The following is a 21,666-nucleotide window of genomic DNA, read 5'->3' as shown; positions in this document are numbered from 1 at the left end:
AAATTTTACTTTATATTTTATGTTTAGTTTAAAAGTTTCGATATGTAGCAAATAGCTTATGACGTGAAATCTGAAACTCTTGGAAGACCACATTGGGAACCTTTTTCCGCGGAAACTCTTGCCGAAACTTCATTCCCGAATTTCACACACTCTTCTATGGAATTTTTGTGGCATAACGCAATAGAAAATCCTACCGTGAAACCATCTCCCATTCCCATTTTAAAAGCAGTCTTATCCTTATCGTTTCTGCAGTACTTCATTTCCGTACCGTCAAAATAAATAGTAGAATTAATATCGTCTCTTACAAAAACTTTATTGAAATATTTTTTAAGAATTTCTTCTCTCTGATCTTCTCCGAAAACAATATGCAGTTCATTGCTTTTTACGACAATAAAATCTACATTATTTAAAACTTCATCACTCAATCGTTGCGCAGGCGAAGCATACAGACCTACTTTTTTACCATATTTCTTGGCTTTTTTTACTGTATACTCTATCACCTTCATGGAAACTTCAAGCTGAAGAAGCACAAGATCTGCCGTATGAAAATATTTATCTGCCGCCTCTACATGTTCTACACTAAGATAGTTATTGGCAGCCGGAACTACTACAATTGCTGCACTGCCGTCTGAAGTGGTGACATAAGCTGTACCGGTAGATTCACGATCTGTTTCGAAGACAAAGCCTACGTTTACATTTTCGTTCACCATATTCCTCATGATCTGCTGACCAAGCGGATCCATTCCCACACAGCCTACAAAATACACGCTTGCTCCCAAACGTGCCGCGCCAACTGCCTGATTGGCTCCTTTCCCTCCAAAGTAACTTTCGGATTTTCGGGCAATAACCGTCTCGTTCTCACAGGGAACTTTTTCGGTTTCTAAAACAAGATCTATCGAAGAGCTGCCTACAACGATAATCTTTGGCTGTTCTGAGGAAAAATTCATTAGTGTTTCTTATGGGTTTAATATTTCGTGATTCTAACAAATTTATGATATGAAATTATAATTTCAAAAACAATTAACTAAAATTAACTAATTTCAATAAATTCTGTTACGATTTTTACAGGATTATTATTTTTATCAAATGCAATATAACTTGCATAAAAGCCTTCTCCATATCCTGTCTCAAAGGCGAAAATAGTTCCCGGATGATTTTCTGAGGGCTTTAAAAAGGCAAACTGATCGATCGCTCCTTTTTCGTCAAAGAAATATTCATGGAAAAACTCTTCATAAATTCCCATAAAATCCACTCCTTTGCTATGATACAATCTTTGCTCCAGTTCGTTAAGACTATTTTGTGTATCCACATCCATAAAGCAGCCCATCCCGCTTTCCACAGGATATCCGAAAACTTCTCCTTCTGCAAGATCTTTTACGTTCTGCCCTTCTGTTGTCGCCAGTTTCCAGTCTGTAATTTCTGACTGGCTGAAAATGATTTCGGCATACGCCACACAATTGCTTTCTCTCTCTTTATGCAGCAGAACAGAAAAATCTCCTTTCGGAAAATCTGTTGAAAATGGCTTCATATCGTTTGTAATAAGAGGATCACAGGCAACGAGCTTTCCACTGGAAAGATAAATTTTCCCAACTTCGAAGCTTTCCAGCAAGGGACTTTCTACGAAGTTTTTGGAGAACAGTTTTTTGATGTTTTCTATGTGTGTCATCTTTAATTTTCTGCTAAGATTAATTAAGGCTGAGTAAAACCCAACCTTAATCTTAAAAACCTTTAAATTATAAATTTTTCAGCTTCTCTTCCAAAATTGCTATTTTGTCGAGAGCGTCTTTTTGTTTTTTCCTTTCAACCTCAACAATTTCCGGTTTTGCATTGGCAACAAATTTTTCGTTAGAAAGCTTTTTATCTACAGAGATCAGGAATCCTTTCAGGTACTTTAATTCTTCTTCTGTTTTCGTTTTCTCTTCTCCCAAATCTAAGTTTTCACTTAAAGGAATTGAAATTTCTGTTGCGCCCACCAAAAATGTAAAGCTCGGCTTCTCTGTTTTTGTTCCGAAATGAATTTCAGAAACATTAGCCAATTTCTTAATCACTGATTCGTTAGGAAATTCTGAAGCATTTGTATAAATTTCGGCAGCTTCTCTTGGAGAAATCCCTTTTGTCTGACGGTAATTTCTAACGCCGGAAATAATTTCTGAAGCAAATTCAAACTTTCGAATTATTTCTTCATCAAATTCACCTGCTTTTTTCTGCTGCGCGATAACCAACGCTTCCTCTGCTGTTCTTTCAGAAATTAACTGCCAGATTTCTTCTGACTGGAAAGGTAAAAACGGATGCACCTGCTTCATTAATTCTTCAAAAAGTTCAACAGTCTTGTTATAAACTTCTTTTGAAATACCTTCACCATAATTTGGTTTGATTGATTCAAGATAATAACCACAGAAATCATCCCAAATTAATTTATAAATCAAATGCAAAGCATCAGAAATTCTGAATTTCTCAAATTGATCGTTGATCTCAGCAATTGTTTTATTTAATTTATTTTCAAACCATTCAATTGCCTGAAGTTCTGTTGAATTTGCCGGTTTATCTTCATGATTCCACAAATTGATCAATCGGAATGCACTCCAGATCTTTGACATAAAGTTTCTTCCCTGAAGCATTAGATCTTCATCAAAAAGAAGGTCGTTTCCTGCTGCAGAACTTAATAAAATTCCTACACGAACTCCATCTGCTCCGTATTTATCCATTAATTCCAACGGATCCGGTGAATTTCCTAAAGATTTAGACATCTTTCTTCTCTGCTTATCTCTTACAATTCCTGTGAAATAAACATTTTTAAACGGAACTTCTTTTCTGTATTCCAACCCTGCCATAATCATTCTTGCTACCCAGAAGAAAATAATATCCGGACCTGTAACCAAATCTGAAGTCGGGTAATAATAATTGATGTCTTTGTTTTCAGGATCAAGCAGTCCATCGAAAACAGACATTGGCCACAACCATGAAGAGAACCATGTATCTAAAGCATCTTCGTCCTGTTTTAAGTTGTCAGTTGTCAGTTGATCGTTGTTGGTTTTTTGTTTTGCAAGTTCTAATGCTTCTTCGATAGTTTCTGCAACTACGAAATCATTTTCTCCGTCACCATAATAGAACGCAGGAATTTGCTGTCCCCACCAAAGCTGTCGGGAAATATTCCAGTCGCGGATGTTTTCCATCCAGTGCTTGTAGGTATTTTTAAACTTTTCAGGATAAAATTTAACCTCATCATCCATTACAACATCCAAAGCTGGTTTTGCAATTTCAGACATTTTCAGGAACCACTGTACAGAAACTTTAGGCTCAATTACCGCGCCTGTTCTTTCTGATGTTCCTACTTTATTTACGTAATCTTCTGCTTTCAGCAAAAGATCTTTTTCTTCCAGTTCTTTCGCAATCTGCTTTCTTACCTCGAATCTGTTTTTTCCGGCGTAGTGTAAACCGTGATCGTTCAGATTTCCGTCATCATCCAAAGCATCAATCATCTGAAGATTGTGTTTTTGTCCGATTTCGTAATCATTGATGTCGTGAGCAGGCGTAATTTTCAAAGCCCCTGTTCCGAATTCGATATCTACATATTCGTCCTCTATAATCGGAATTACTCTGTTAACGATCGGTACGATTACTTTTTTACCTTTTAAATGAGCGTATCTCTCATCATTAGGATTGATACACACTGCAGTATCCCCGAAAATAGTTTCCGGACGCGTTGTCGCTACTGACAGGAATTCTTCTGAGCCTTCAATGGCATATTTCAGGAAGTATAATTTCCCATTCTGTTCCTTAAAGATTACTTCTTCGTCGGAAATATTGGTTTTTGCTTCGGGATCCCAGTTTACCATTCTGTACCCACGGTAAATGAGTCCTTTGTTGTAAAGATCAACAAAAGACTTAATCACCTGCTGAGAAAGTTTGGGTTCCATCGTGAAACGGGTTCTGTCCCAATCGCATGAACATCCTAATTTTTTAAGCTGCTCAAGAATTGTTCCTCCGTATTTATCGGTCCATTCCCAGGCGTGTTTTAAAAACTCTTCTCTTGTAATATCAGATTTATTGACTCCTTCAGACTTCAGTTTAGCAACCACTTTCGCTTCCGTAGCAATGGAAGCGTGATCTGTTCCCGGAACCCAGCAAGCATTAAAGCCCTGCATTCTTGCACGACGGACCAGCACATCCTGAATGGTATTGTTAAGCATATGCCCCATGTGCAAAATCCCCGTAACGTTTGGCGGAGGAATTACAACAGTATAAGGCGGCTTGTCATTGGGCTCTGAATGGAAGTATTTATTTTCCAACCAGTAATTGTACCACTTTTGTTCTGTTTCCTGTGGATTGTACTTTTCTGAAATCTGCATAAATTCTTTTACTTTAATTTACAATTTGCAAAAATAGTCTAAAGAAAAATATTTTAAGTATGAATTAAAATAATTTTTAACTTTGTTTCTCAAAATTTATCTAACAACATATTTAATATTCAAGAATATGAAAAAATTAATCGCAGGAATTGCATTATTCGGAACATTCGCTATTGCATCTGCACAAACGATTACGTTTGACAAAACTACTTTCGATTACGGAAATGTAAAGCCAAGTTCAGACGGTATCAGATTCTTTACGGTAACCAATACAGGAGATAAGCCTCTTATTTTATCGAATGTAAAAGCATCTTGCGGATGTACAACTCCGGAATTCAGCCAGGATCCTATTCTACCCGGAAAATCAGCTAAAATCAAGGTAGGATACAATACTGCAATCAACGGTGGTTTCAACAAAATGATCGAAGTATTTTCTAACGACCCTGTAAACAGCAGAAGTGTAATCTACATCAAAGGAAACGTAGACCCTAATGCTCCGGATCCAAAGCCATTGACTCCAGAGGAATTGAAGGCTAAAGCTAAAGAAGAGAAAGCGGCTGCGAAAGCTGCGAAAAAGGAAGCAAAAAAAGCGGCTAAAGCTGCTGCTAAAACTGCTGCATAATGGTAAAATTTCTACTAAAATAAACGAAACCGTCTCATGGAGGCGGTTTTTTTATTACATTTATATTAGGTTAGTTGATGGTTAACGGTTTTTAGCTGATAGATTGTGACCAAAATTAATCTTTAATCTTTTTAATAATTTAAAATAAACATGGACACTAACTTTTCAGACGATTTTTTGATAAAAGGTAAATTTTCCATTAAAAAAGCTTCAACAGAATACAAAGGAAAACTTACTAAAGAAGAAGGGGAACAATTATTATTAAACGAAAAAGAAAAGCTTCGTGAGCTTCAGGAGAAATTGTATTCGGATGGAAGCCAGTCTCTCTTAGTGATACTTCAGGCGATGGATGCCGCAGGAAAAGACAGCATGATTGAACACGTTTTCGGGGGAGTGAATCCGCAAGGCTGTAATGTAACGAGCTTCAAAACTCCCACTTCGAAAGAATATACCCATGATTTTTTATGGAGACATTATTTGGCACTACCCCAAAAAGGAATGATCGGAATTTTTAACCGATCTCATTACGAAAGTGTACTGGTCTGCAAAGTTCATCCTGAATATAATTTAAGCGAAAAAACATGGAAATCCATTAAAGATTTTGATGATAAATTCTGGGAAAACCGCTATGAAAGCATCAGAAATTTTGAAAAGCATCTTGCCCAAAACGGAACGACCGTTGTAAAAATATTCCTGAATGTTTCTAAAGACGAACAAAAGAAAAGACTTCTCGACAGAATTAACGAACAGGAGAAAAACTGGAAATTTTCCGCCGCCGATCTTCCGGAGAGGGCTTTATTCGAAAAATATATGGAATGCTACGAAACGGCAATCAATGAGACTTCAAAAGATTACGCGCCTTGGTATGTTCTTCCGGCTGATAACAAATGGTTTGCAAGAGTTGCCGCGATACAGATTATTATTGATGCTTTAGAAAAAATGAATCTGCAGTACCCTAAATTATCGGAAGAGGATCGCGAAGATTTAGCGAAAGCAAAAAAACAACTGGAAAGCGAATAATTTGAAATGGGGAAGGAAGCTTGAAGAGGGAGGTTTAAATGATTGCGTTGAAGACTTCCTTCTTCCAGCCTCTAACTTCCAGCATAAAAAAACCACGAGAAAATCTATAAGCCGGATTTTGTTCTTCCGAAGAAGTGCCTGTTATTTATCTGCGTCTTACATTGCTGCAAAACTTTAGCTGATTACCCCTCGGCTTTCAGAGCGAGCAACTCCTATTTTCACTGCTGAAAAGAACCGATATACTTATCATTGCACCACAAAGAGTTTACCTGGTTTCACTACAGCCGAACTGTACATCCTTTCTGTTGCACTTGTCCTACCCTCTCGGGTGACGGATGTTATCCGTTTTGCTGCTCTACGGTGTCCGGACTTTCCTACCTCCCGTGAAACGGGAAATCAACAAGCCGATTTTCTCGTGGCTGCAAAGATAGATAATTTGAAAATTTGACAATGTGATAATTTGATAATTTTCAATTTAAAAGCAGAATTATTATATTGGGTTTGCCCTATCCATTCATTTTCAAATTACTTAATTTTCAAATTCTCAAATTATATCATATCTTCGTGCTACAAAATTAAACATCCCAATTGGCTTCAAAGGAAAAGGAATTTGCGCAGCTTATTAAGGATAATCAGGGATTGATTATCAAGGTTTCGCGTCTTTATACCAATTCTTTGGAGGATGAGGAAGATCTTTTTCAGGAAATTGTGTTACAATTATGGCGAAGTTATGACTCATTTAAAGGAAATTCCAAAATTTCCACGTGGATGTACCGTGTTGCCTTAAATACAGCCATTACTCTTTTCAGAAAAAAAAGCAAAAGCCTGCAGACGAATGAATTAGACATCAATCATGCAGATTTTGTGGAAGATGATGATGAAAAACAGCAACAGGTATCACTTTTGTATACAGTAATCAAGACGCTTCCCAATGTGGAAAGAGCAATCGTGATGATGTATCTGGATGATTTGCCTTATAAGGATATTGCAGAAAACTTAGGAATCACCGAAGTAAATGCGCGTGTGAAAATGAACAGATTAAAGAAAACCCTTAAAGAACAGATGGAAAAATATGCCTGAATTTGATTTGGACAGTTTTAAGAAAACATGGCAGGAACAGCCTGTTCAGGAAAAATATGATTACAATGAGATCCTTCAGATGCTCAACAAAAAATCGCGCAATTACGTAAAGTACATTTTCTGGATCAGCGTTATCGAATTTTTATTCTTTACATTAATAGGATTATTCTACATCATTCAGGGAAAGGAATCCAACTCTTTCATTAATATTCTTACAAAACTCGGTGTACAGAGAACTTCGGAATTAGAAAATACATTCGACAATATTTATCTGGTCTTAAAAGTTCTAAGTTTAGCCATTACTGCCTATTTTGTATTTAAATTTTATCAAAATTATAAGGTTATAAAAATTGAGGAAAATCTTAAAAGATTTATCCTTAAGATCATTAAATTTAAGAAGACAGTGAATGCTTTTATTTTAATTAATATTGCGTTACTGATTACTTTTACATCTATTTTCACAATTTTTGTTTTTTATATTTTAAATACTCAAAATGTAGAAATTACCAATTCTACGCTTATAGGATTTATAGCAGGTATCATTATAAGCACTGCTTTTACAGTAATAATGGTATGGCTGTATTACAGAGTTGTTTATGGGATTATCATCAAAAAGCTTGATAAGAATTTAACTCAGCTGAAAGAAATCGATTCGCAGGAAATTTAAACTGAAAAAAGCAGGAATTTAAGATATTATTGTTAATTTTATTTAACCAAATCTTTCATTCTATGCCAATATCTTATGTTCACGGTGCTTCCGACATTCCATTATTAGGAGAAACCATTGGAAGCAATCTTAAACATACCGTTGAAAAATTCCCCAATCAGGAAGCTTTAATCTGCGTACATCAAAATTACCGCGCCACTTATCAGGAATTTTATAATCAGACAACAGCCGTTGCAAAAGCACTGATCTTTCTGGGAGCAAAATCCGGAGACCGCATCGGAATATGGTCTACAAACCGTTACGAATGGGTTCTTTTACAATATGCAACCGCAAGAATCGGGGTTATTTTGGTGAACATAAATCCCGCTTACAGAACCAGTGAGCTGATCTTTGTGATTAACCAGTCTGAAATGTCCCACATTTTTTCATCTCTGGCTTTTAAATCCAGCGATTATAAACAGATGATTGCCGATGCAAGAGAGTTCTGTTCGACTTTAAAATCTGAAATTTTCTTTGATGATAACTGGGAAGAGTTTTTAAATAACGGACAGGAAATTTCGGATGACACATTGCATAGTTTTGAAGAACATGTACAGTTTGACGATCCGGTCAACATTCAGTACACTTCAGGAACGACAGGTTTTCCTAAAGGCGTCACTCTTTCTCATCATAATATTTTAAACAACGGATATTTTATCGGAATTCGATTAAAGTATACCGAAAAAGACAGAGTCTGCATTCCTGTTCCCTTTTATCACTGTTTCGGAATGGTGATCGGAAATATTTGCTGTACCTCTCACGGAGCCTGTATGGTGATTCCGAATGACAGTTTTGATCCTGAAATTACCTTAAAAGTTGTTTCCGATGAAAAATGCACTTCGCTTTACGGAGTTCCGACCATGTTTATTGCTGAATTAGCGGTAAAAAATTTCGAAACTTTTGATTTTTCAAGTTTAAGAACGGGTGTCATGGCTGGTTCCGTTTGTCCGCCAGAAATTATGAAAAAAGTAGAAAGCCTCATGAATATCAAGGAAATGAGCATCTGCTACGGAATGACGGAAACCTCTCCTGTCTCTACCCAGACTTTAATCGGAACTCCATTTGAAAAGCAGGTAAATACGGTAGGAACCGTTCAGGATCATCTGGAAATAAAAATCATTGGCGAAAACGGAAAAGTTGTCGCGCGTGGCGAACATGGGGAACTGTGTACAAGAGGTTATTCCGTAATGCTGAAATACTGGAACGATCCTGAAAACACCAAAAAGGTTCTGGATGAAGGAAGATGGATGCATACCGGAGATATGGCAGTAATGGATGATGAAGGCTACATTACGATTTCGGGCAGGATAAAAGATCTGATTATTCGCGGCGGTGAAAATATTTCGCCTAAAGAAATTGAAGATTTTTTATACACTTATCCCAACATTCTTGATGTTCAGATTATCGGAGTTCCAAGCGAAAAATTCGGAGAAGAAGTTATGGCGTGGGTGAAAGTGAGAAAAGGTTTTCAGGTAACGGAAGAAGAACTTTTAGAGTATTGTAAAGGCAGAATCGCCCATTATAAAGTTCCGAAATACTGGAAGTTTGTGGATGAATTCCCGATGACGATTTCCGGAAAGATCCGAAAAGTGGAAATGCGTGAAGTTTCTGTAAAAGAATTGGGACTGGAAAAAATAAACAATTAAATACAGCGTAATCCGAAAAGCTTATAGAGTAGGAAAATCAAATAAATTAAATTACTATGAAAAATTTAAAAAAATTAAACAGAAAAGAGTTGAAAAGTGTGAAAGGCAGCGGAAGATGCTTTTGTCTTGTAAGTCCGGATCCTTGCTATGATTTAAATGTGAATAACCAGGGAGTTCCTTATGTATTTAACTACTGCACTTCAACTTGTGTACAGCAGACCCCTTTTTAATCAGATAAAAAGAAAAGCATTTCAGTTTGAAATGCTTTTCTGTTATTTTTAAAGTTCTTTTCTTAATCTTGCTACCGGAATATTAAGCTGTTCACGATACTTTGCAATCGTTCTTCTGGCAATATTGTATCCCTGTTCTTTTAAGATCACCACCAAAGCATCATCCGTTAATGGTTTTCTCTTATTTTCTTTGCTGATAACTTCCTGAAGGTGCATCTTGATCTCTTTTGTAGAAACCTCTTCCCCATCATCATTTGTTAAGCTATCCGAGAACAGATCCTTCAGATAAATAATTCCGTTCGGAGTATCGGCGTATTTGCTTTTTACCACTCTTGAAATCGTTGAAATATCGAAGCCAGTAATATCGGCAATATCTTTAAGAATCATGGGTCTCAAAGATTTTTCATCTCCGGTAAGGAAATAGTCTTTCTGAAATTTCACAATCGCAGTAATGGTTTGCAATAATGTATTCTGACGCTGATTAATTGCATCAATATACCATTTTGCAGCATCTAATTTCTGCTTGATGAACAATGCAGCCTGTTTGTGTTCTGCAGAATTCTTATCGTGGGAATAAGTGGATAAAATATCTTTGTATTCTTCTGAAACTCTTAAAGTAGGTGCATTTTTGCTGTTCAGCATCGGAATAACCTGTCCGTCTTTCACCTGAATCACAAAATCCGGAATAATTTCCTGATTGATCGTAATCGTCTGAGTATCGAAATTTCCGCCAACTTTTGGAGATAATTTTGAAATTTCGTCTAAAGCATCTTTCAGATCTTCTTCCTCAATATCGTATTTCTGGATGATTTTGTTGTAGTGCTTGTTCGTTAAAGCATCAAACTGATGTCTCAGAATATTGGCAGCCAGAGAAACGGCTTTATCTGAACTTACTTTTTTCTCAATCTGCAGCAGCAGGCATTCCTGAAGACCTCGCGCTCCTACTCCGGGAGGATCCAGTTTCTGCACATAATTTTCAAGGATATCTTCTACATTTTCTTTGGTTGTATAAATTCCCTGAGAAAAGGCAAGATCATCCACAATAGATTTGATCTCTCTTCTTAAATATCCGTCTGTATCGAGATTCCCGATAAGATATTCCGCAATCTTCAAATCTTCTTTATTGATGTTGGCAAGATGAATCTGCTCCAAAAGATAATCGTATAATGACTGTCCTTCCGTTAAAAGACTTTCATTATCAAATTCTTCATCATCGGAAGAATAGTTACTGGAAGACGTTTTATAGCTCGGTTCATCATCGTAAAGATACTGGTCTACATCAAAATCTGTTTCAATGCTTTCTGTACCTTCTGTTTCATATGAATCTTCCATAGAAGAATAATCATCCTCTTTAGATTCTTCTTTTGCGATCTCTAATGCCGGGTTTTCTTCTAACTCCCTCTCAAGTTCCTCTTCAAACTCCAATGTGTGAAGCTGGATCAACTTCATCAATTGGATTTGCTGGGGAGCTAGCTTTTGTCCTAATTTGAGTTGTAAGTGTTGTTTTAGCATATTACTAGTTGGTGTTTTAACATAACATATTCTACGAATTTAGTACTTTTTTTTGACAAAACTAAATTTTAGCACGATTTTTGTATTCAACAATGTATAATAAGCTATTTAAAATAAACAACAAAAGCCCTGAAGCATGATTTTCAGGGCTTTTTTATTTTTATATATCCAGATTTTCCGGATCTCTTCTGTTATCCCAAAACGCAAGAATTTCAATAACCTCTTTATTGATTCTATAATACAGTGAAAAATTTTTATCAATTAAAACATATTTCACACGATCAATTTCAGAGGGAGAACCTATATTCGGATTTTCTGCAATAAGTTTTTCCTTTTTTTCAACTTCTGCCATTAATTTTGAAGAATATTTTATCGATTTATTATGTCTGATCCAATATTGAAGCGTATCCAGATAATCTGATTCTGCCTGATGAGACCAGATTACCCTAAACATTTTCTTGCTTTTTCAGCTACAGATTCGCTTGATGAGAATTTCCCTTCAGAAATATCTGAAATACCTTTTTGAATTTTCTCTTTCTGCCAATCCGTAAGTTTTTCTTCTTTATTAATCTCAAAATTAATTTTCAGCTCTTTCAAAAGAGCTTTCAGAAGATTGATCTGATTTTCGTTTTCCGTATGTATGGTAATTGTGCTCATCATCATTATTTTAGGTAAAGTTAATAAAAAAATCCTTCCGATAAGATCAGAAGGATTTTTCTATATGTTTTTATTAAAAATTAAAACTCAGCGTTTTTCGGCGTTCTCGGGAAAGGAATTACATCTCTGATGTTCGTCATTCCTGTTACGAAAAGAACTAATCTTTCCAATCCCAAACCAAATCCTGCATGCGGTACAGAACCGAATTTTCTGGTATCTAAATACCACCACAGTTCGTGCTCATCAACATGCATTTCTGCCATTTTCTGTTTTAAAACATCCAATCTTGCTTCTCTTTCAGAACCTCCGATAATTTCTCCGATTCCAGGGAAAAGTACATCCATTGCAGCAACGGTTTTACCGTCTTCATTCAGTTTCATGTAGAACGCTTTGATCTCTTTTGGATAATCAAATAGAACTACTGGACTTTCAAAATGTTTTTCTACCAGATATCTCTCGTGTTCAGACTGAAGATCGGTTCCCCAGTTTTCCACAGGATACTGGAATTTACCTTTCTTATTTTCTTTCGAGTTCATTAAGATCTCAATAGCTTCCGTATAAGAAACTCTCTTGAAACGTTTAGCAATCACATTCTCAAGTTTCTCAATCAGCCCTTCTTTGGCTCTGTCTTTTTCAGGTTTCGATTTTTGTTCTTCCTCAAAACGTTTATCTAAGAATTCCAGATCATCTTTGCAGTGATCCAATACATATTTAATTACATATTTTAAGAAATCTTCCGCCAGATCAATATTGTCTTCCAGATTATTGAAAGCCACTTCCGGCTCAATCATCCAGAATTCTGCCAAGTGACGGGTTGTGTTAGAATTTTCTGCACGGAAAGTAGGTCCGAAAGTATAAATCCTTCCCAATCCCATCGCTGCAGTTTCTCCTTCAAGCTGTCCGGAAACTGTTAAATTTGTTTTTCTTCCGAAGAAATCCTGAGCAAAATCGATGTCTCCCTGCTCGTCTCTCGGAATATTATTCAGATCAAAATTCGTTACTCCGAACATTTCTCCGGCTCCTTCTGCATCAGCTCCTGTAATAACCGGTGTGTTGATGTAGAAAAACTGGTTTTGGTTAAAGAAAGAATGTACCGCAAAACTTACCGCATGACGCACTCTGAAAACGGCTCCGAATAAATTGGTTCTGAATCTCAAATGTGCCTGATCTCTCAAAGTTTCCAATGAGTGTTTTTTAGGCTGAAGAATGGTTTTGTCTCTTTCTTCAGTAAAATTGTCTCCTAAAATGGTAATCTTTTTCGCTAAAATCTCAACAGCCTGTCCTGCTCCCTGACTTTCTACTACTTCTCCTACAATCTTAAGGGAAGAAGCTGTACTGATCTTGCTGATAATCTCTTCGTCGAAATTTTCAAAATCAACAACAATCTGCAAATTATTAATCGTAGAACCATCATTAAGCGCAATGAAGCGATTTGCACGGAACGTTCTTACCCAACCGTAAACCGTAATGTCATGATGTAATACTTTCTTGTAATCCTGTAGGATTTCCTTAATTGTCTGCTTTTTCATTTGTTGATTAAAATTTTTCTGTAAAAATTAATGTCTGCAAAGTTACAAAAAAACAGCACAATTTGAAGATTACGCTGTTTTTTTAAAAATGAACTTATTTCGGCGCTTTTTTGAGCTGACATTCTATTTTTTGATTTTGAAATAATGCTTTCAAGATCCCCCTTCATTCAAACGCATCAATATTTAAGATAATAATATTTATATTTGAAATAAATATGGATACTTCCCTTCGGCAAATAATAAAAAAAACGATTTCAATTTCGGACAGTGATCTTGATTTTATGGTTTCTCTTTTCAATCCTTTATCATTGAAAAAGGGCGACTATTTTCTGGAAATTGGTAAACGTTGTGACCAAGTGGCTTTCATAAAAACAGGAATGCTACGAATATTTTACCCTAACGCCAAAGGTGAAGAAACAACCTGCTATTTTTCTTTGCCTGATGAATTTGTAACCTCTTTTTCAAGTTTTACAACACAAAATTTGTCTACAGAAAACATACAGGCTGTTCTGCCTAGTGAGTTGTTTACGATCAGGAAGCAAGACTTGGAAACACTCTATCAAAAAATTCCGGCTGCTCAGGAATTTGGAAGATTGGCTGCAGAAAATCTGGCTATAATTATGGAAAAGCGAATTTCTCTTTTCCTGAATAATTCTGCGGATGAACGGTACCAGTTTTTACTGAAAAATAATTCTATTTTAATTCAGACTGTTCCTTTGCAATACCTTGCTTCTTATCTTGGGATGTCTCCACAACATTTGAGCAGACTGCGAAGAGGTGTTTAATGTACCTCATTTTTTAGCAAATGTTCAGTAGAATACAAATAGCATGAACGAGCTTTGTACTGTCTAACAATTTAAACAACAGGTACAATGCAGATTTCAATAAAAAAAATTTTCGCAGGAGCAGCAGTTTTCCTGCTCACTCAGATTTCCTTTGCACAAGAAAAAAAAGACCTTTTATACTCAAACCGGGTTAGTGTTTTGGCAGGTCTGATTCAGCCCATCTTGCTGAAAGGCGGCAATATTGAAATAACCTACTTTTCAAAAAGAATGAGTTTTGATTATTCCCACGGATTTTTATTAAATATGTCGGGAGGAACCATTACGGGCGATGCTAAAACTCAACATTTAGCTTATCATTTGCCGTATTCAACAGGTTTTGGAATCGGATATCGTTTCAGTTCATATTTCGATGTAAGAATTGAATCAAAAATCCATAGCTGGGAAGTATATTATGATGGAGAAACCCAAAACAAGTCTAATTTGATAAAAGCCTATAAAACGTATTCTTTGGGGCTTGGTGCCTATTACCGCTATATGCCGTTTCATAAAAAGGATAACTGGCTGCAAGGCATTACAACAAGTACAAGTCTGCGTTGGTGGCCTAATATTGCGAGTAGCCTTACAGATAATAAATTCACCTATTATAATAAGTTCACAAACAAAGAGGAAACATTAAAAGCCTCAAATATTGGAATAGCAGGTTCGCAATTTCTGATGAATGTAAGTGTAGGCTATACATTTGGAGGAAAAAAAGAATCTGTAAAAGAGGAGTAATTATACGATTGATATTGTAATTATAGAAAAAAAATGAAAAAGATAGTTAACCTGTTTATCATTATAACAGTTATTGCAATGACTTTATATACATTTTACTCGTATATTTATTTGTCTCCCGGTACAACTGTCTCGCCGCAACAAAAGATTGAGTATACCCAACATAGTTTTTCGATTGCTGTTCATGCAGGATTTGGAGCTGTAGCGTTATTCGCAGGTATGTTCCAACTAATGAAAAGGGTTCGGGATAAATTTCCGGCTTCAAATATCATTTTACGAAAAGTATATTATTTTTCAGTATTAATAAGCGCCGTAACTGGTCTCTATGTAGCAACTTATGCTCAAGGTGGCTTGGTAAATAAAATAGGTTTTTTCACCCTTGATGTTATCTGGATTTTATCTATAATTCAGTCGGTTATTGCTGATAAGAAAGATGATATGTCTGCTTTTAGGATCTGGATAGTCCGCAATTATGCGTTGACATTTGCTTCGGTAACGTTGCGTTTATGGCTTGTATTTATCTGGAGCATATATGGTTTTGAGCTTTCTCATTTTTCTGAAGTATATCAGACATTAGGTTTTCTTTGCTGGGTCCCAAATCTGGTTTTTATTGAGTGGTTTTATCTGAACAAGGCAAAGCTCCTGCAAAGGTAAAATCCCACTTTATAAATCAGGCAGTCTATTTCAGGTCTCTTTTATGAAGAATTCTCTCGACTGTCCTTTCATTTACTGATAATACATCTTGTGAAAATTTATGTCCGAGAGACTAAAAAGACAGCGGAACTTGGTGATTCCGCTGTCTTTTTACAAAATCATTTATCAATTATTTAACGAAAACTTTAAGATAATTAATTGAAAAATATCGTTTTTTTCCTCTGCCTTCCTTTTCTTATTTTCCATGCATGGTAAGCACTCGGAACATCATACTGCCATTTCGGAAGAATTAAAATGATTAAAATAACATCAATATGAGCAATAAATCCCAATACAACGGTGAGATAAAAAGCCCAACCTGCCTGTTGAAAACCAATAAGATACGTAAAAGCAATCAGCAGACTTAAGCCCCACATTTTCGATAAAAAAGCATGAGTACAGGTTTCTTTCCCGAATTTTAGCCAACTTATTACATAGCAAAGTGCTTCCATTGCGAAAATCAAAGCAACTCCTTTCCATTCCTTTTTTATTAATTCAGAATTTAGAAAATAAGCTGCAAATCCTAAGGAAAGCCAGAATATCAAATCGGTCTGACTGTCTAATCTCCTCAGTTTTTCTGAGGAAACTCCGGCTTTCCGGGCTATGATTCCGTCGAAAATATCGGTTAATAAACCAAAATACATTAAGCTTAAAATTAAAAACCGGGATTCTTCTCCTTTAAAATAAGCTGATAAAAGAATGATCGGAGCCAAACAAAATCTTGTGGCGATTAATAGATATGGTATTGTTTTCATGACGGCACTGTTTTTAAAATCCTATTTTTAGCCTTCCGTAGACATTCTCTTTGTTAGTCAATCTAAAGGTAATTCCCGCTGTGAATCCTTGTATTTGCACATTGCTATTATTAAAAGACTTAGAATATCCTATTCCGATATCGCAGGTATTAAGCATTGAAATTCCTGCTAAAGAATAGGCATGATAAAGAGAAGATCCTGCTTTAATAAACAAAACCGTTCCCAGATTATAACTTAAATGCAGATCCGGAATTCCATGCAACTTTCCATTATAATTCACGATTCCATAACCTGTTCCTAAAAAAAGTTTGTTTTGATGGTTGTCATTCATCACAACAAATTCAAAACCTCCACGCAAAAGATGCCTGTCTGCATAAGAATAGTCTATATAATAAATCGGCTGCCATTTTTGCGCATTGCAAAAACTACAAAAGAACAATACTATGCACAGTGTAATATTTTTCATGATTTATTGTTTTTCAAATGTTAAATTATAATGAAGTGTTTTCCAATCGCTCATCAAAACGGCAAACCCGTTACAATAAAAGTAATTGCTTTGAATCCTCAAATTATTGTTTTCATCAACTCCCAGTCTGGATTTTTGGATATTCCATCCTCCCAATACCAAAGGAATTCCGTCAAGCATAAATCTTTTTTCCTTTAAGTATAAATACCCGTCTTCCTTCAATTCTACACGCAAATTTTTATTGAAAACAATCTTTTCATTCTTAAAAAAAATAACATTTAATTTATTTTTTTCAATCATTTGTAGTTTAACTTTTGTGTTTTTTGGATCATATTTATCTTTCCAGTTAAACATATTCGTATTCCGGTCAAAAACATCTGTAAGCATTCTAACATAAAAACCATTCCCCGAAGAAGCAAAATTTTCGTAGGTGCCATTAATATTTTCAATATTATTATTTTCAATAACAGATTCCGGCAATTCTATGTTTTTGAAACCCGCACAATTTAATGTGAAAAGCAATAGGCATAAATAAGAGATTATTTTTTTCATTATTCTTTATTTTAAAAATTATACCCCAAAGCTAATTTTGAAATTCATTTTCATGAATGTGAAAAAAAATTAAAATAAAAAACTAAATTTGTGAAAATCGCAAAACAATGTATCAGGAACGTTTGCTTAAAGAAATCCGAAAGAAAATTGGTGACAGATCGTTAAATGACGAAATTGCCAATATTCTTAACATCAGCTACGATGCGGCACACCGAAGAACTTCCCTGAAAGCAAAATTCAGTTTTGAGGAAGCTTTGGAACTGGCAAAGTATTTTCAGATTTCTCTGGATCAGTTCCAGACTTCTGACCGCCAGATTTTAGTAAGAAAAACAAGCGCCGTTACAGAAACTGAAGATTTAAAATCATTTTTCCAGAACAACCTCAATGTGTTTGAAAGTCTTCCGCTTTCAAAAGGAATGACTATTTATTATTCGGCGAAAGATATTCCGTTCTTCTATACGCTTTCGGATTCGATGCTTTCCCGTTTTAAAGTGTATGTGTGGATGAATCTGCTTAATTCCAAACAGGTTTTCATTCCTTTTCTGGAGTTTTCGCCTCCTGATTTCAAGCTCGACACAAAAGAACTCAGAAAGAAATATGAGGAACAGAATGTTATTGAATTATGGAATAACAGTACCATTTCGAGTATCTTACAGCAAATTTTGTTTTACTTTGAAACGGGGCATCTGAAACAGAAGGAAGCGCAGATCATTCTTCAGGAGTTAACGGAACTTATCCGCTACTTAGAAGAAAAAATAGAAAACAATCCGAAATTCCAGCTGTACGAAAATGAACTGATGCATCTTTCCAATGACATCTTTTTTCATCATCCGAAACAGTCACTCTTTGCCATTCCTACCAATATGTTTGGTTATATTCTCATTAATGATGAAAAAACGTGTAACGAAACACTGAATTATTTTGACCATCAGATTAAAAATTCAAAATCGCTGAACACTTCGGGAAACCGTGACAGAAAAATATTTTTCAATAAAATGTATCAACAGATTGAAAATTTAACCCAAAAACTATAATATGAAAAACCTTCGTCATGGTGAATTTTTCGGGCAAACCCATAAAACCTTACATTTTGATGGGTTAACGATTACAGATACGGAATATACGCATCCTTTTGTCGATTGGCATTATCATGAGAATCCCTATTTCACCTTTCTGCTTCAGGGAAATATGACGGAGGGAAATAAGAAAGAAATTTACGATTGTTCTGCCGGAACACTGCTGTATCATCATTGGGAAGATGCGCATTACAACATAAAACCGGATATTTTCACCAGAGGATTTCATATAGAAATTACAGAAAAGTGGTTTGAAAAATTTCAGCTTTCGAAGGATAATGTTGAAGGAAGTTTTAATATCAGAATTCCGGATTTGAAGTTACTGACTTACCAGATTTTCAAAGAAACCAAACTGAATGATATTTCTGTGGAACTCACCATCAACCAATTGTTATTAAATATTTTCAGCCAGTTGTCTCATCAAAAAGATCATTCTCAGAAGAAGCCGATCTGGGTAAAACATATTGATGAAATTCTGCACGAACGTTTTACCGAAAAACTGAGTTTAAACGAGCTTTCAAAAGTTTTAAATATTCATCCGATGCATTTAAGCCGAGATTTTCAGAAATATTTTCAATGCAATTTGGGAGAATATGTAAGAAAATTAAAGGTTGAGAAATCCTTAAAAATTTTGAATGATTTTGAATCTTTATCGGAAGTTGCACTGGAATGCGGATTTTCAGATCAGAGTCATTTTATCCGCTGCTTTAAAGAAAATATTGGGATTACACCTTTGAAATACAGGAAGATTTTGAAATGAAATTTCCTCACAGATCGTACGGATTCTCACGGATGATTGTGTATCGTTCTTCAGTTTATCCTTGTCAAGGTTTAAAAACTTGATAAAGATAATGATATAATCTTCAGGAAAGCGGGAAAACGTTAATTCCGTTCTATTTTTTCAGGGAAACGATGTCTACTTTTGTGTAGATAAAATTTAAAATGAAAACAAGCCTTTTATTCGTTCTTATATTAATTAACAGCTTTTTCTTCGCCCAAAATATTGTTGAACCCGAAAAAATCGAAAACTCTGTTCATAAAAATCATTTAAATAAAATTGTCTTTTTGGATAAAGTCATTCCTCTGGAAAATATAAAGGAAAGTGATTTTTTGAAAACGATGATATTTCAGGAAGATAAAAATTTCGACATCAGGATTTTTTTAGATAATTCTTTGGTTAATTATTTACATCAGCTGGATTCTTCTTTAACCGTTGATGAATTGCTTAAAAAAGGAAATTATCAATTCAGTTTCACTGTTGACGGAAAATTAATCTATACCGAAAATCTGAATACCGGAGCCGGAACTGCGGAAAGCAAAAAGACAAAAACAAGTTTCAGAATTCCATTTTTCAGTACAACAAATGAAGATTCGTGGGGAAGGTATTTGTGGATGAGATTTTATCTTGCCAATGGCGGAATTGATGCACTGGAAACTGGAAATCATGTATTGAAAATTGAAATTAAACCTTATCTGAAAACCTCAACTCTTAAAATCGGGAATGTGATTGCAACAGGAGAAATTCAATTAACTATTCCTCCAAAAAATGTTTCTGAAGATCAGATTGCCATCCAAAAAATAATGCCGAAAAGTGGCTGGAAAGTTTATGAGGAGAAATTTAATCATGAAAAAATAAGAGCTTTAAATCAAAAAATCACAGAAAACAGATTCCGAGATATTACAGGAATTGTCGTGATTAAAAATGAGAAACTGTTGTTGGAAGAATATTTTAACGGCTACAAAAGAGACAGCCTGAATGACACGCGTTCTGTTGGAAAATCATTTTCTTCCGCATTGATGGGAATTGCAATAAAAGACGGCTACATAAAAAATGAAAATCAGAGTCTGAAAGAATTTTATGATTTGAAAGAATTCAACAATTATTCTCCCAAGAAAGACAGCATTACGATTAAAAGCTTGCTGACGATGAGTTCGGGTTTTGACGGAAATGATCAGGATGAAGAATCTCCCGGAAATGAAGAAAATATGTATCCGACAGACAATTGGGTGAAATTCGTACTCAATTTACCTATGAGTGAAAATAAAACCGGAAAAACATGGAATTATTTTACAGCCGGAGTTGTTCTTACGGGTGATATTTTAGACAGATCTGTTCCGAAAGGATTGGAACATTATGCCCAGAAAAAGCTTTTTCAACCTTTGGGAATTACAAACTACAAATGGCAATTTACTCCGCAGCAAAAACCTTCTTTAGCCGGCGGACTGAAAATGAATGCGCTGGATTTTGCAAAATTCGGACAGCTTTACAAAAATAACGGAATTTGGAACGGCAAATCTATTCTAGATAGAAACTGGATTAAAAAATCCTTTACCAATTACTTTACTGATAATAAAGATTTTGAAGGGTACGGATATCTGTTCTGGAGAAAAGTATATAAAGTAGGAGGTAAAAGTTTTGAGACCTACCAGTCCAACGGAAATGGGGGAAACAAAATTATCATTTTCACAGCGCTTCCTGTTGTTATGGTCATTACGGCTAAAGCTTACAATAAGCCTTATGCTCATTTACAGGTTGACAGAATGGTACAGGAATATTTATTACCCGCAGTTTGTGAGTAATGAGCAATAAAAATCTGGAGAAAATTTTGAAAATAACAGGCGAATTTGCTTCATCAGCTTATTTGCCTTTTTGCAATAAAAGTTATTCGTCTTTCTTGGAAGGAACCAGAAAAACATCGATAAGACCTTCGGGAAGCTGCATTTTGATGAATCTTTCATCTCTGTTTACTTCTATGATCCAGTCTTTAATAATAGGGATTACCACTTCTTTTCCGTCGAGATTGGTAATAAAATAAACCTGCGCTGTCTGATCGTTTACGGAACGGATCACACCACAGTCGTTATCATTTTCATCATGGATATTGTACCCGATGATTTCGTGATAATAAAATTGCTTTCCGGTAAGTTTCGGCAATGTAGACAACGGTAAATACACATCTTTTCCCAAAGACTGATCTACCAAGGCCTCCGAAGAGTTTTTAAAAGCAATGTTGAGCGCATCGTTTTTGCTCCATGCTGACTTTGCAATAAAAAAAGGAACCAATAATCCGTTGATTTCAACGAATATTGATTCCAGTTTATTGTAAAGCTCGGGCTGATCGGTATCCAGTTTAAGGATAACGTTTCCCGCAAGTCCGTGTCTGCGTGTGATTTTTCCTAGTAAATAGCAATCTTCTTTACGCATACCGGATTT

23 protein-coding genes and 1 other RNA gene are annotated in these 21,666 nt (G+C 35.4%); 12 read left to right on the top strand and 12 right to left on the bottom strand.

Going from position 1 to position 21,666, the window contains the following annotated elements; genetic code table 11:
- Nucleotides 1-56: 56 nt before the first annotated feature.
- The 3 genes from DD829_RS08045 to DD829_RS08035 all read right to left on the bottom strand — a co-directional run bounded on the left by DD829_RS08045 (nucleotide 57) and on the right by DD829_RS08035 (nucleotide 4,349).
- A complete protein-coding gene (locus DD829_RS08045; protein WP_108410361.1) occupies nucleotides 57-947 on the bottom strand; it encodes a PfkB family carbohydrate kinase in 891 nt (296 codons plus the stop codon).
- An 83-nt stretch (nucleotides 948-1,030) separates the two neighbouring features.
- Nucleotides 1,031-1,666, bottom strand: coding sequence for a DUF4241 domain-containing protein (locus DD829_RS08040; RefSeq protein WP_108410362.1), 636 nt, complete (start codon nucleotides 1,664-1,666; stop codon nucleotides 1,031-1,033).
- Between the two features lie 67 nt (nucleotides 1,667-1,733).
- Complete coding sequence (locus DD829_RS08035) at nucleotides 1,734-4,349, bottom strand: valine--tRNA ligase (RefSeq protein ID WP_108410363.1); 2,616 nt, start codon at nucleotides 4,347-4,349, stop codon at nucleotides 1,734-1,736.
- Nucleotides 4,350-4,476: 127 nt separating this feature from the next.
- Between DD829_RS08035 and DD829_RS08030 the strand changes: the two genes are divergently transcribed.
- Both DD829_RS08030 and DD829_RS08025 read left to right on the top strand, forming a co-directional pair.
- The gene (locus tag DD829_RS08030) at nucleotides 4,477-4,971 is read left to right on the top strand and encodes a DUF1573 domain-containing protein (protein WP_108410364.1); all 495 of its coding nucleotides are present in this window, start codon (nucleotides 4,477-4,479) and stop codon (nucleotides 4,969-4,971) included.
- Between the two features lie 150 nt (nucleotides 4,972-5,121).
- Complete coding sequence (locus DD829_RS08025) at nucleotides 5,122-5,991, top strand: polyphosphate kinase 2 family protein (RefSeq protein ID WP_108411374.1); 870 nt, start codon at nucleotides 5,122-5,124, stop codon at nucleotides 5,989-5,991.
- A gap of 91 nt (nucleotides 5,992-6,082) precedes the next feature.
- Here the strand turns inward: DD829_RS08025 and rnpB are convergent.
- An RNA gene (gene rnpB, locus DD829_RS08020) (RNase P RNA component class A) lies at nucleotides 6,083-6,407 on the bottom strand.
- Between the two features lie 172 nt (nucleotides 6,408-6,579).
- On the opposite strand from rnpB, the gene DD829_RS08015 reads away from it, so the two are divergent.
- From DD829_RS08015 to DD829_RS23505, 4 genes are all read left to right on the top strand, one after another.
- Nucleotides 6,580-7,071 (top strand): RNA polymerase sigma factor, encoded by a 492-nt coding sequence (locus DD829_RS08015; protein ID WP_076396001.1) that lies wholly within the window; start codon nucleotides 6,580-6,582, stop codon nucleotides 7,069-7,071.
- Nucleotides 7,064-7,738, top strand: coding sequence for a beta-carotene 15,15'-monooxygenase (locus DD829_RS08010; RefSeq protein ID WP_116547664.1), 675 nt, complete (start codon nucleotides 7,064-7,066; stop codon nucleotides 7,736-7,738). The genes DD829_RS08015 and DD829_RS08010 overlap by 8 nt, the downstream gene beginning before the upstream one ends.
- A gap of 62 nt (nucleotides 7,739-7,800) precedes the next feature.
- Nucleotides 7,801-9,423, top strand: coding sequence for an AMP-binding protein (locus tag DD829_RS08005; RefSeq protein WP_108411472.1), 1,623 nt, complete (start codon nucleotides 7,801-7,803; stop codon nucleotides 9,421-9,423).
- A gap of 56 nt (nucleotides 9,424-9,479) precedes the next feature.
- Nucleotides 9,480-9,653 (top strand): bacteriocin-like protein, encoded by a 174-nt coding sequence (locus DD829_RS23505; RefSeq protein WP_165796657.1) that lies wholly within the window; start codon nucleotides 9,480-9,482, stop codon nucleotides 9,651-9,653.
- Nucleotides 9,654-9,701: 48 nt separating this feature from the next.
- On the opposite strand, the gene rpoN is transcribed toward DD829_RS23505, so the two are convergent.
- From rpoN to asnS, 4 genes are all read right to left on the bottom strand, one after another.
- On the bottom strand, nucleotides 9,702-11,165 hold the full coding sequence (gene rpoN, locus DD829_RS08000; protein ID WP_108410339.1) for an RNA polymerase factor sigma-54: 1,464 nt from the start codon (nucleotides 11,163-11,165) through the stop codon (nucleotides 9,702-9,704).
- A gap of 160 nt (nucleotides 11,166-11,325) precedes the next feature.
- On the bottom strand, nucleotides 11,326-11,619 hold the full coding sequence (locus DD829_RS07995) for a type II toxin-antitoxin system RelE/ParE family toxin (RefSeq protein ID WP_076396009.1): 294 nt from the start codon (nucleotides 11,617-11,619) through the stop codon (nucleotides 11,326-11,328).
- On the bottom strand, nucleotides 11,607-11,822 hold the full coding sequence (locus DD829_RS07990) for a DUF2683 family protein (RefSeq protein ID WP_123906831.1): 216 nt from the start codon (nucleotides 11,820-11,822) through the stop codon (nucleotides 11,607-11,609). The genes DD829_RS07995 and DD829_RS07990 overlap by 13 nt, the downstream gene beginning before the upstream one ends.
- An 80-nt stretch (nucleotides 11,823-11,902) precedes the next feature.
- Nucleotides 11,903-13,351: an asparagine--tRNA ligase gene (gene asnS, locus DD829_RS07985; protein WP_076396013.1), complete on the bottom strand. Its 1,449-nt coding sequence runs from the start codon at nucleotides 13,349-13,351 to the stop codon at nucleotides 11,903-11,905.
- 215 nt (nucleotides 13,352-13,566) lie between these two features.
- Between asnS and DD829_RS07980 the strand changes: the two genes are divergently transcribed.
- The 3 genes from DD829_RS07980 to DD829_RS07970 all read left to right on the top strand — a co-directional run bounded on the left by DD829_RS07980 (nucleotide 13,567) and on the right by DD829_RS07970 (nucleotide 15,564).
- Nucleotides 13,567-14,136 carry a Crp/Fnr family transcriptional regulator gene (locus tag DD829_RS07980; protein ID WP_108408829.1) on the top strand — a complete coding sequence of 190 codons (570 nt, stop codon included), beginning with the start codon at nucleotides 13,567-13,569 and terminating at the stop codon, nucleotides 14,134-14,136.
- Nucleotides 14,137-14,223: 87 nt separating this feature from the next.
- Nucleotides 14,224-14,910 carry a hypothetical protein gene (locus tag DD829_RS07975; protein WP_108408830.1) on the top strand — a complete coding sequence of 229 codons (687 nt, stop codon included), beginning with the start codon at nucleotides 14,224-14,226 and terminating at the stop codon, nucleotides 14,908-14,910.
- Nucleotides 14,911-14,943: 33 nt separating this feature from the next.
- Nucleotides 14,944-15,564, top strand: coding sequence for a DUF2306 domain-containing protein (locus tag DD829_RS07970; RefSeq protein WP_108408831.1), 621 nt, complete (start codon nucleotides 14,944-14,946; stop codon nucleotides 15,562-15,564).
- 194 nt (nucleotides 15,565-15,758) lie between these two features.
- Here DD829_RS07970 and DD829_RS07965 read toward each other — a convergent pair whose 3' ends face one another.
- Genes DD829_RS07965 through DD829_RS07955 form a run of 3 tightly spaced genes read right to left on the bottom strand, consistent with a single transcriptional unit; the run spans nucleotide 15,759 to nucleotide 17,376 of the window.
- Nucleotides 15,759-16,358: a CDP-alcohol phosphatidyltransferase family protein gene (locus DD829_RS07965; RefSeq protein ID WP_108408832.1), complete on the bottom strand. Its 600-nt coding sequence runs from the start codon at nucleotides 16,356-16,358 to the stop codon at nucleotides 15,759-15,761.
- Nucleotides 16,359-16,371: 13 nt separating this feature from the next.
- Entirely contained in the window at nucleotides 16,372-16,824 is a 453-nt protein-coding gene (locus DD829_RS07960) for a hypothetical protein (protein WP_123906830.1), read from the bottom strand.
- 3 nt (nucleotides 16,825-16,827) lie between these two features.
- Nucleotides 16,828-17,376, bottom strand: a complete 549-nt coding sequence (locus DD829_RS07955; RefSeq protein WP_116547662.1) for a hypothetical protein — start codon at nucleotides 17,374-17,376, stop codon at nucleotides 16,828-16,830.
- Nucleotides 17,377-17,483: 107 nt separating this feature from the next.
- Between DD829_RS07955 and DD829_RS07950 the strand changes: the two genes are divergently transcribed.
- From DD829_RS07950 to DD829_RS07940, 3 genes are all read left to right on the top strand, one after another.
- Nucleotides 17,484-18,410: a transcriptional regulator gene (locus tag DD829_RS07950; protein WP_108411338.1), complete on the top strand. Its 927-nt coding sequence runs from the start codon at nucleotides 17,484-17,486 to the stop codon at nucleotides 18,408-18,410.
- 1 nt (nucleotide 18,411) lies between these two features.
- Nucleotides 18,412-19,212, top strand: coding sequence for a helix-turn-helix domain-containing protein (locus DD829_RS07945; protein WP_108411337.1), 801 nt, complete (start codon nucleotides 18,412-18,414; stop codon nucleotides 19,210-19,212).
- Nucleotides 19,213-19,394: 182 nt separating this feature from the next.
- Nucleotides 19,395-21,032 (top strand): serine hydrolase domain-containing protein, encoded by a 1,638-nt coding sequence (locus DD829_RS07940; protein WP_116547661.1) that lies wholly within the window; start codon nucleotides 19,395-19,397, stop codon nucleotides 21,030-21,032.
- 82 nt (nucleotides 21,033-21,114) lie between these two features.
- Here the strand turns inward: DD829_RS07940 and rimM are convergent, their stop codons facing one another.
- A complete protein-coding gene (rimM, locus tag DD829_RS07935; protein WP_076396033.1) occupies nucleotides 21,115-21,657 on the bottom strand; it encodes a ribosome maturation factor RimM in 543 nt (180 codons plus the stop codon).
- Nucleotides 21,658-21,666: the final 9 nt, after the last annotated feature.

The sequence above is a fragment of the Chryseobacterium sp. HMWF035 genome, from assembly GCF_003094695.1.
Classification (GTDB): domain Bacteria; phylum Bacteroidota; class Bacteroidia; order Flavobacteriales; family Weeksellaceae; genus Chryseobacterium; species Chryseobacterium gambrini.
The sequence above is the reverse complement of the archived record's forward strand: the minus strand, read 5'-3'. Positions and strand labels throughout refer to the sequence as shown.

Excerpts from the sequence above, each read along its gene's own strand:
- DD829_RS08045 (WP_108410361.1), bottom strand. The coding sequence starts at position 947 with ATGAATTTTTCCTCAGAACAGCCAAAGATTATCGTTGTAGGCAGCTCT.
- DD829_RS08040 (WP_108410362.1), bottom strand. The coding sequence starts at position 1,666 with ATGACACACATAGAAAACATCAAAAAACTGTTCTCCAAAAACTTCGTA.
- DD829_RS08035 (WP_108410363.1), bottom strand. The coding sequence starts at position 4,349 with ATGCAGATTTCAGAAAAGTACAATCCACAGGAAACAGAACAAAAGTGG.
- DD829_RS08030 (WP_108410364.1), top strand. The coding sequence starts at position 4,477 with ATGAAAAAATTAATCGCAGGAATTGCATTATTCGGAACATTCGCTATT.
- DD829_RS08025 (WP_108411374.1), top strand. The coding sequence starts at position 5,122 with ATGGACACTAACTTTTCAGACGATTTTTTGATAAAAGGTAAATTTTCC.
- DD829_RS08010 (WP_116547664.1), top strand. The coding sequence starts at position 7,064 with ATGCCTGAATTTGATTTGGACAGTTTTAAGAAAACATGGCAGGAACAG.
- DD829_RS08005 (WP_108411472.1), top strand. The coding sequence starts at position 7,801 with ATGCCAATATCTTATGTTCACGGTGCTTCCGACATTCCATTATTAGGA.
- DD829_RS23505 (WP_165796657.1), top strand. The coding sequence starts at position 9,480 with ATGAAAAATTTAAAAAAATTAAACAGAAAAGAGTTGAAAAGTGTGAAA.
- rpoN (WP_108410339.1), bottom strand. The coding sequence starts at position 11,165 with ATGCTAAAACAACACTTACAACTCAAATTAGGACAAAAGCTAGCTCCC.
- DD829_RS07995 (WP_076396009.1), bottom strand. The coding sequence starts at position 11,619 with ATGTTTAGGGTAATCTGGTCTCATCAGGCAGAATCAGATTATCTGGAT.
- DD829_RS07990 (WP_123906831.1), bottom strand. The coding sequence starts at position 11,822 with ATGAGCACAATTACCATACATACGGAAAACGAAAATCAGATCAATCTT.
- asnS (WP_076396013.1), bottom strand. The coding sequence starts at position 13,351 with ATGAAAAAGCAGACAATTAAGGAAATCCTACAGGATTACAAGAAAGTA.
- DD829_RS07980 (WP_108408829.1), top strand. The coding sequence starts at position 13,567 with ATGGATACTTCCCTTCGGCAAATAATAAAAAAAACGATTTCAATTTCG.
- DD829_RS07975 (WP_108408830.1), top strand. The coding sequence starts at position 14,224 with ATGCAGATTTCAATAAAAAAAATTTTCGCAGGAGCAGCAGTTTTCCTG.
- DD829_RS07970 (WP_108408831.1), top strand. The coding sequence starts at position 14,944 with ATGAAAAAGATAGTTAACCTGTTTATCATTATAACAGTTATTGCAATG.
- DD829_RS07965 (WP_108408832.1), bottom strand. The coding sequence starts at position 16,358 with ATGAAAACAATACCATATCTATTAATCGCCACAAGATTTTGTTTGGCT.
- DD829_RS07960 (WP_123906830.1), bottom strand. The coding sequence starts at position 16,824 with ATGAAAAATATTACACTGTGCATAGTATTGTTCTTTTGTAGTTTTTGC.
- DD829_RS07955 (WP_116547662.1), bottom strand. The coding sequence starts at position 17,376 with ATGAAAAAAATAATCTCTTATTTATGCCTATTGCTTTTCACATTAAAT.
- DD829_RS07950 (WP_108411338.1), top strand. The coding sequence starts at position 17,484 with ATGTATCAGGAACGTTTGCTTAAAGAAATCCGAAAGAAAATTGGTGAC.
- DD829_RS07945 (WP_108411337.1), top strand. The coding sequence starts at position 18,412 with ATGAAAAACCTTCGTCATGGTGAATTTTTCGGGCAAACCCATAAAACC.
- DD829_RS07940 (WP_116547661.1), top strand. The coding sequence starts at position 19,395 with ATGAAAACAAGCCTTTTATTCGTTCTTATATTAATTAACAGCTTTTTC.
- rimM (WP_076396033.1), bottom strand. The coding sequence starts at position 21,657 with ATGCGTAAAGAAGATTGCTATTTACTAGGAAAAATCACACGCAGACAC.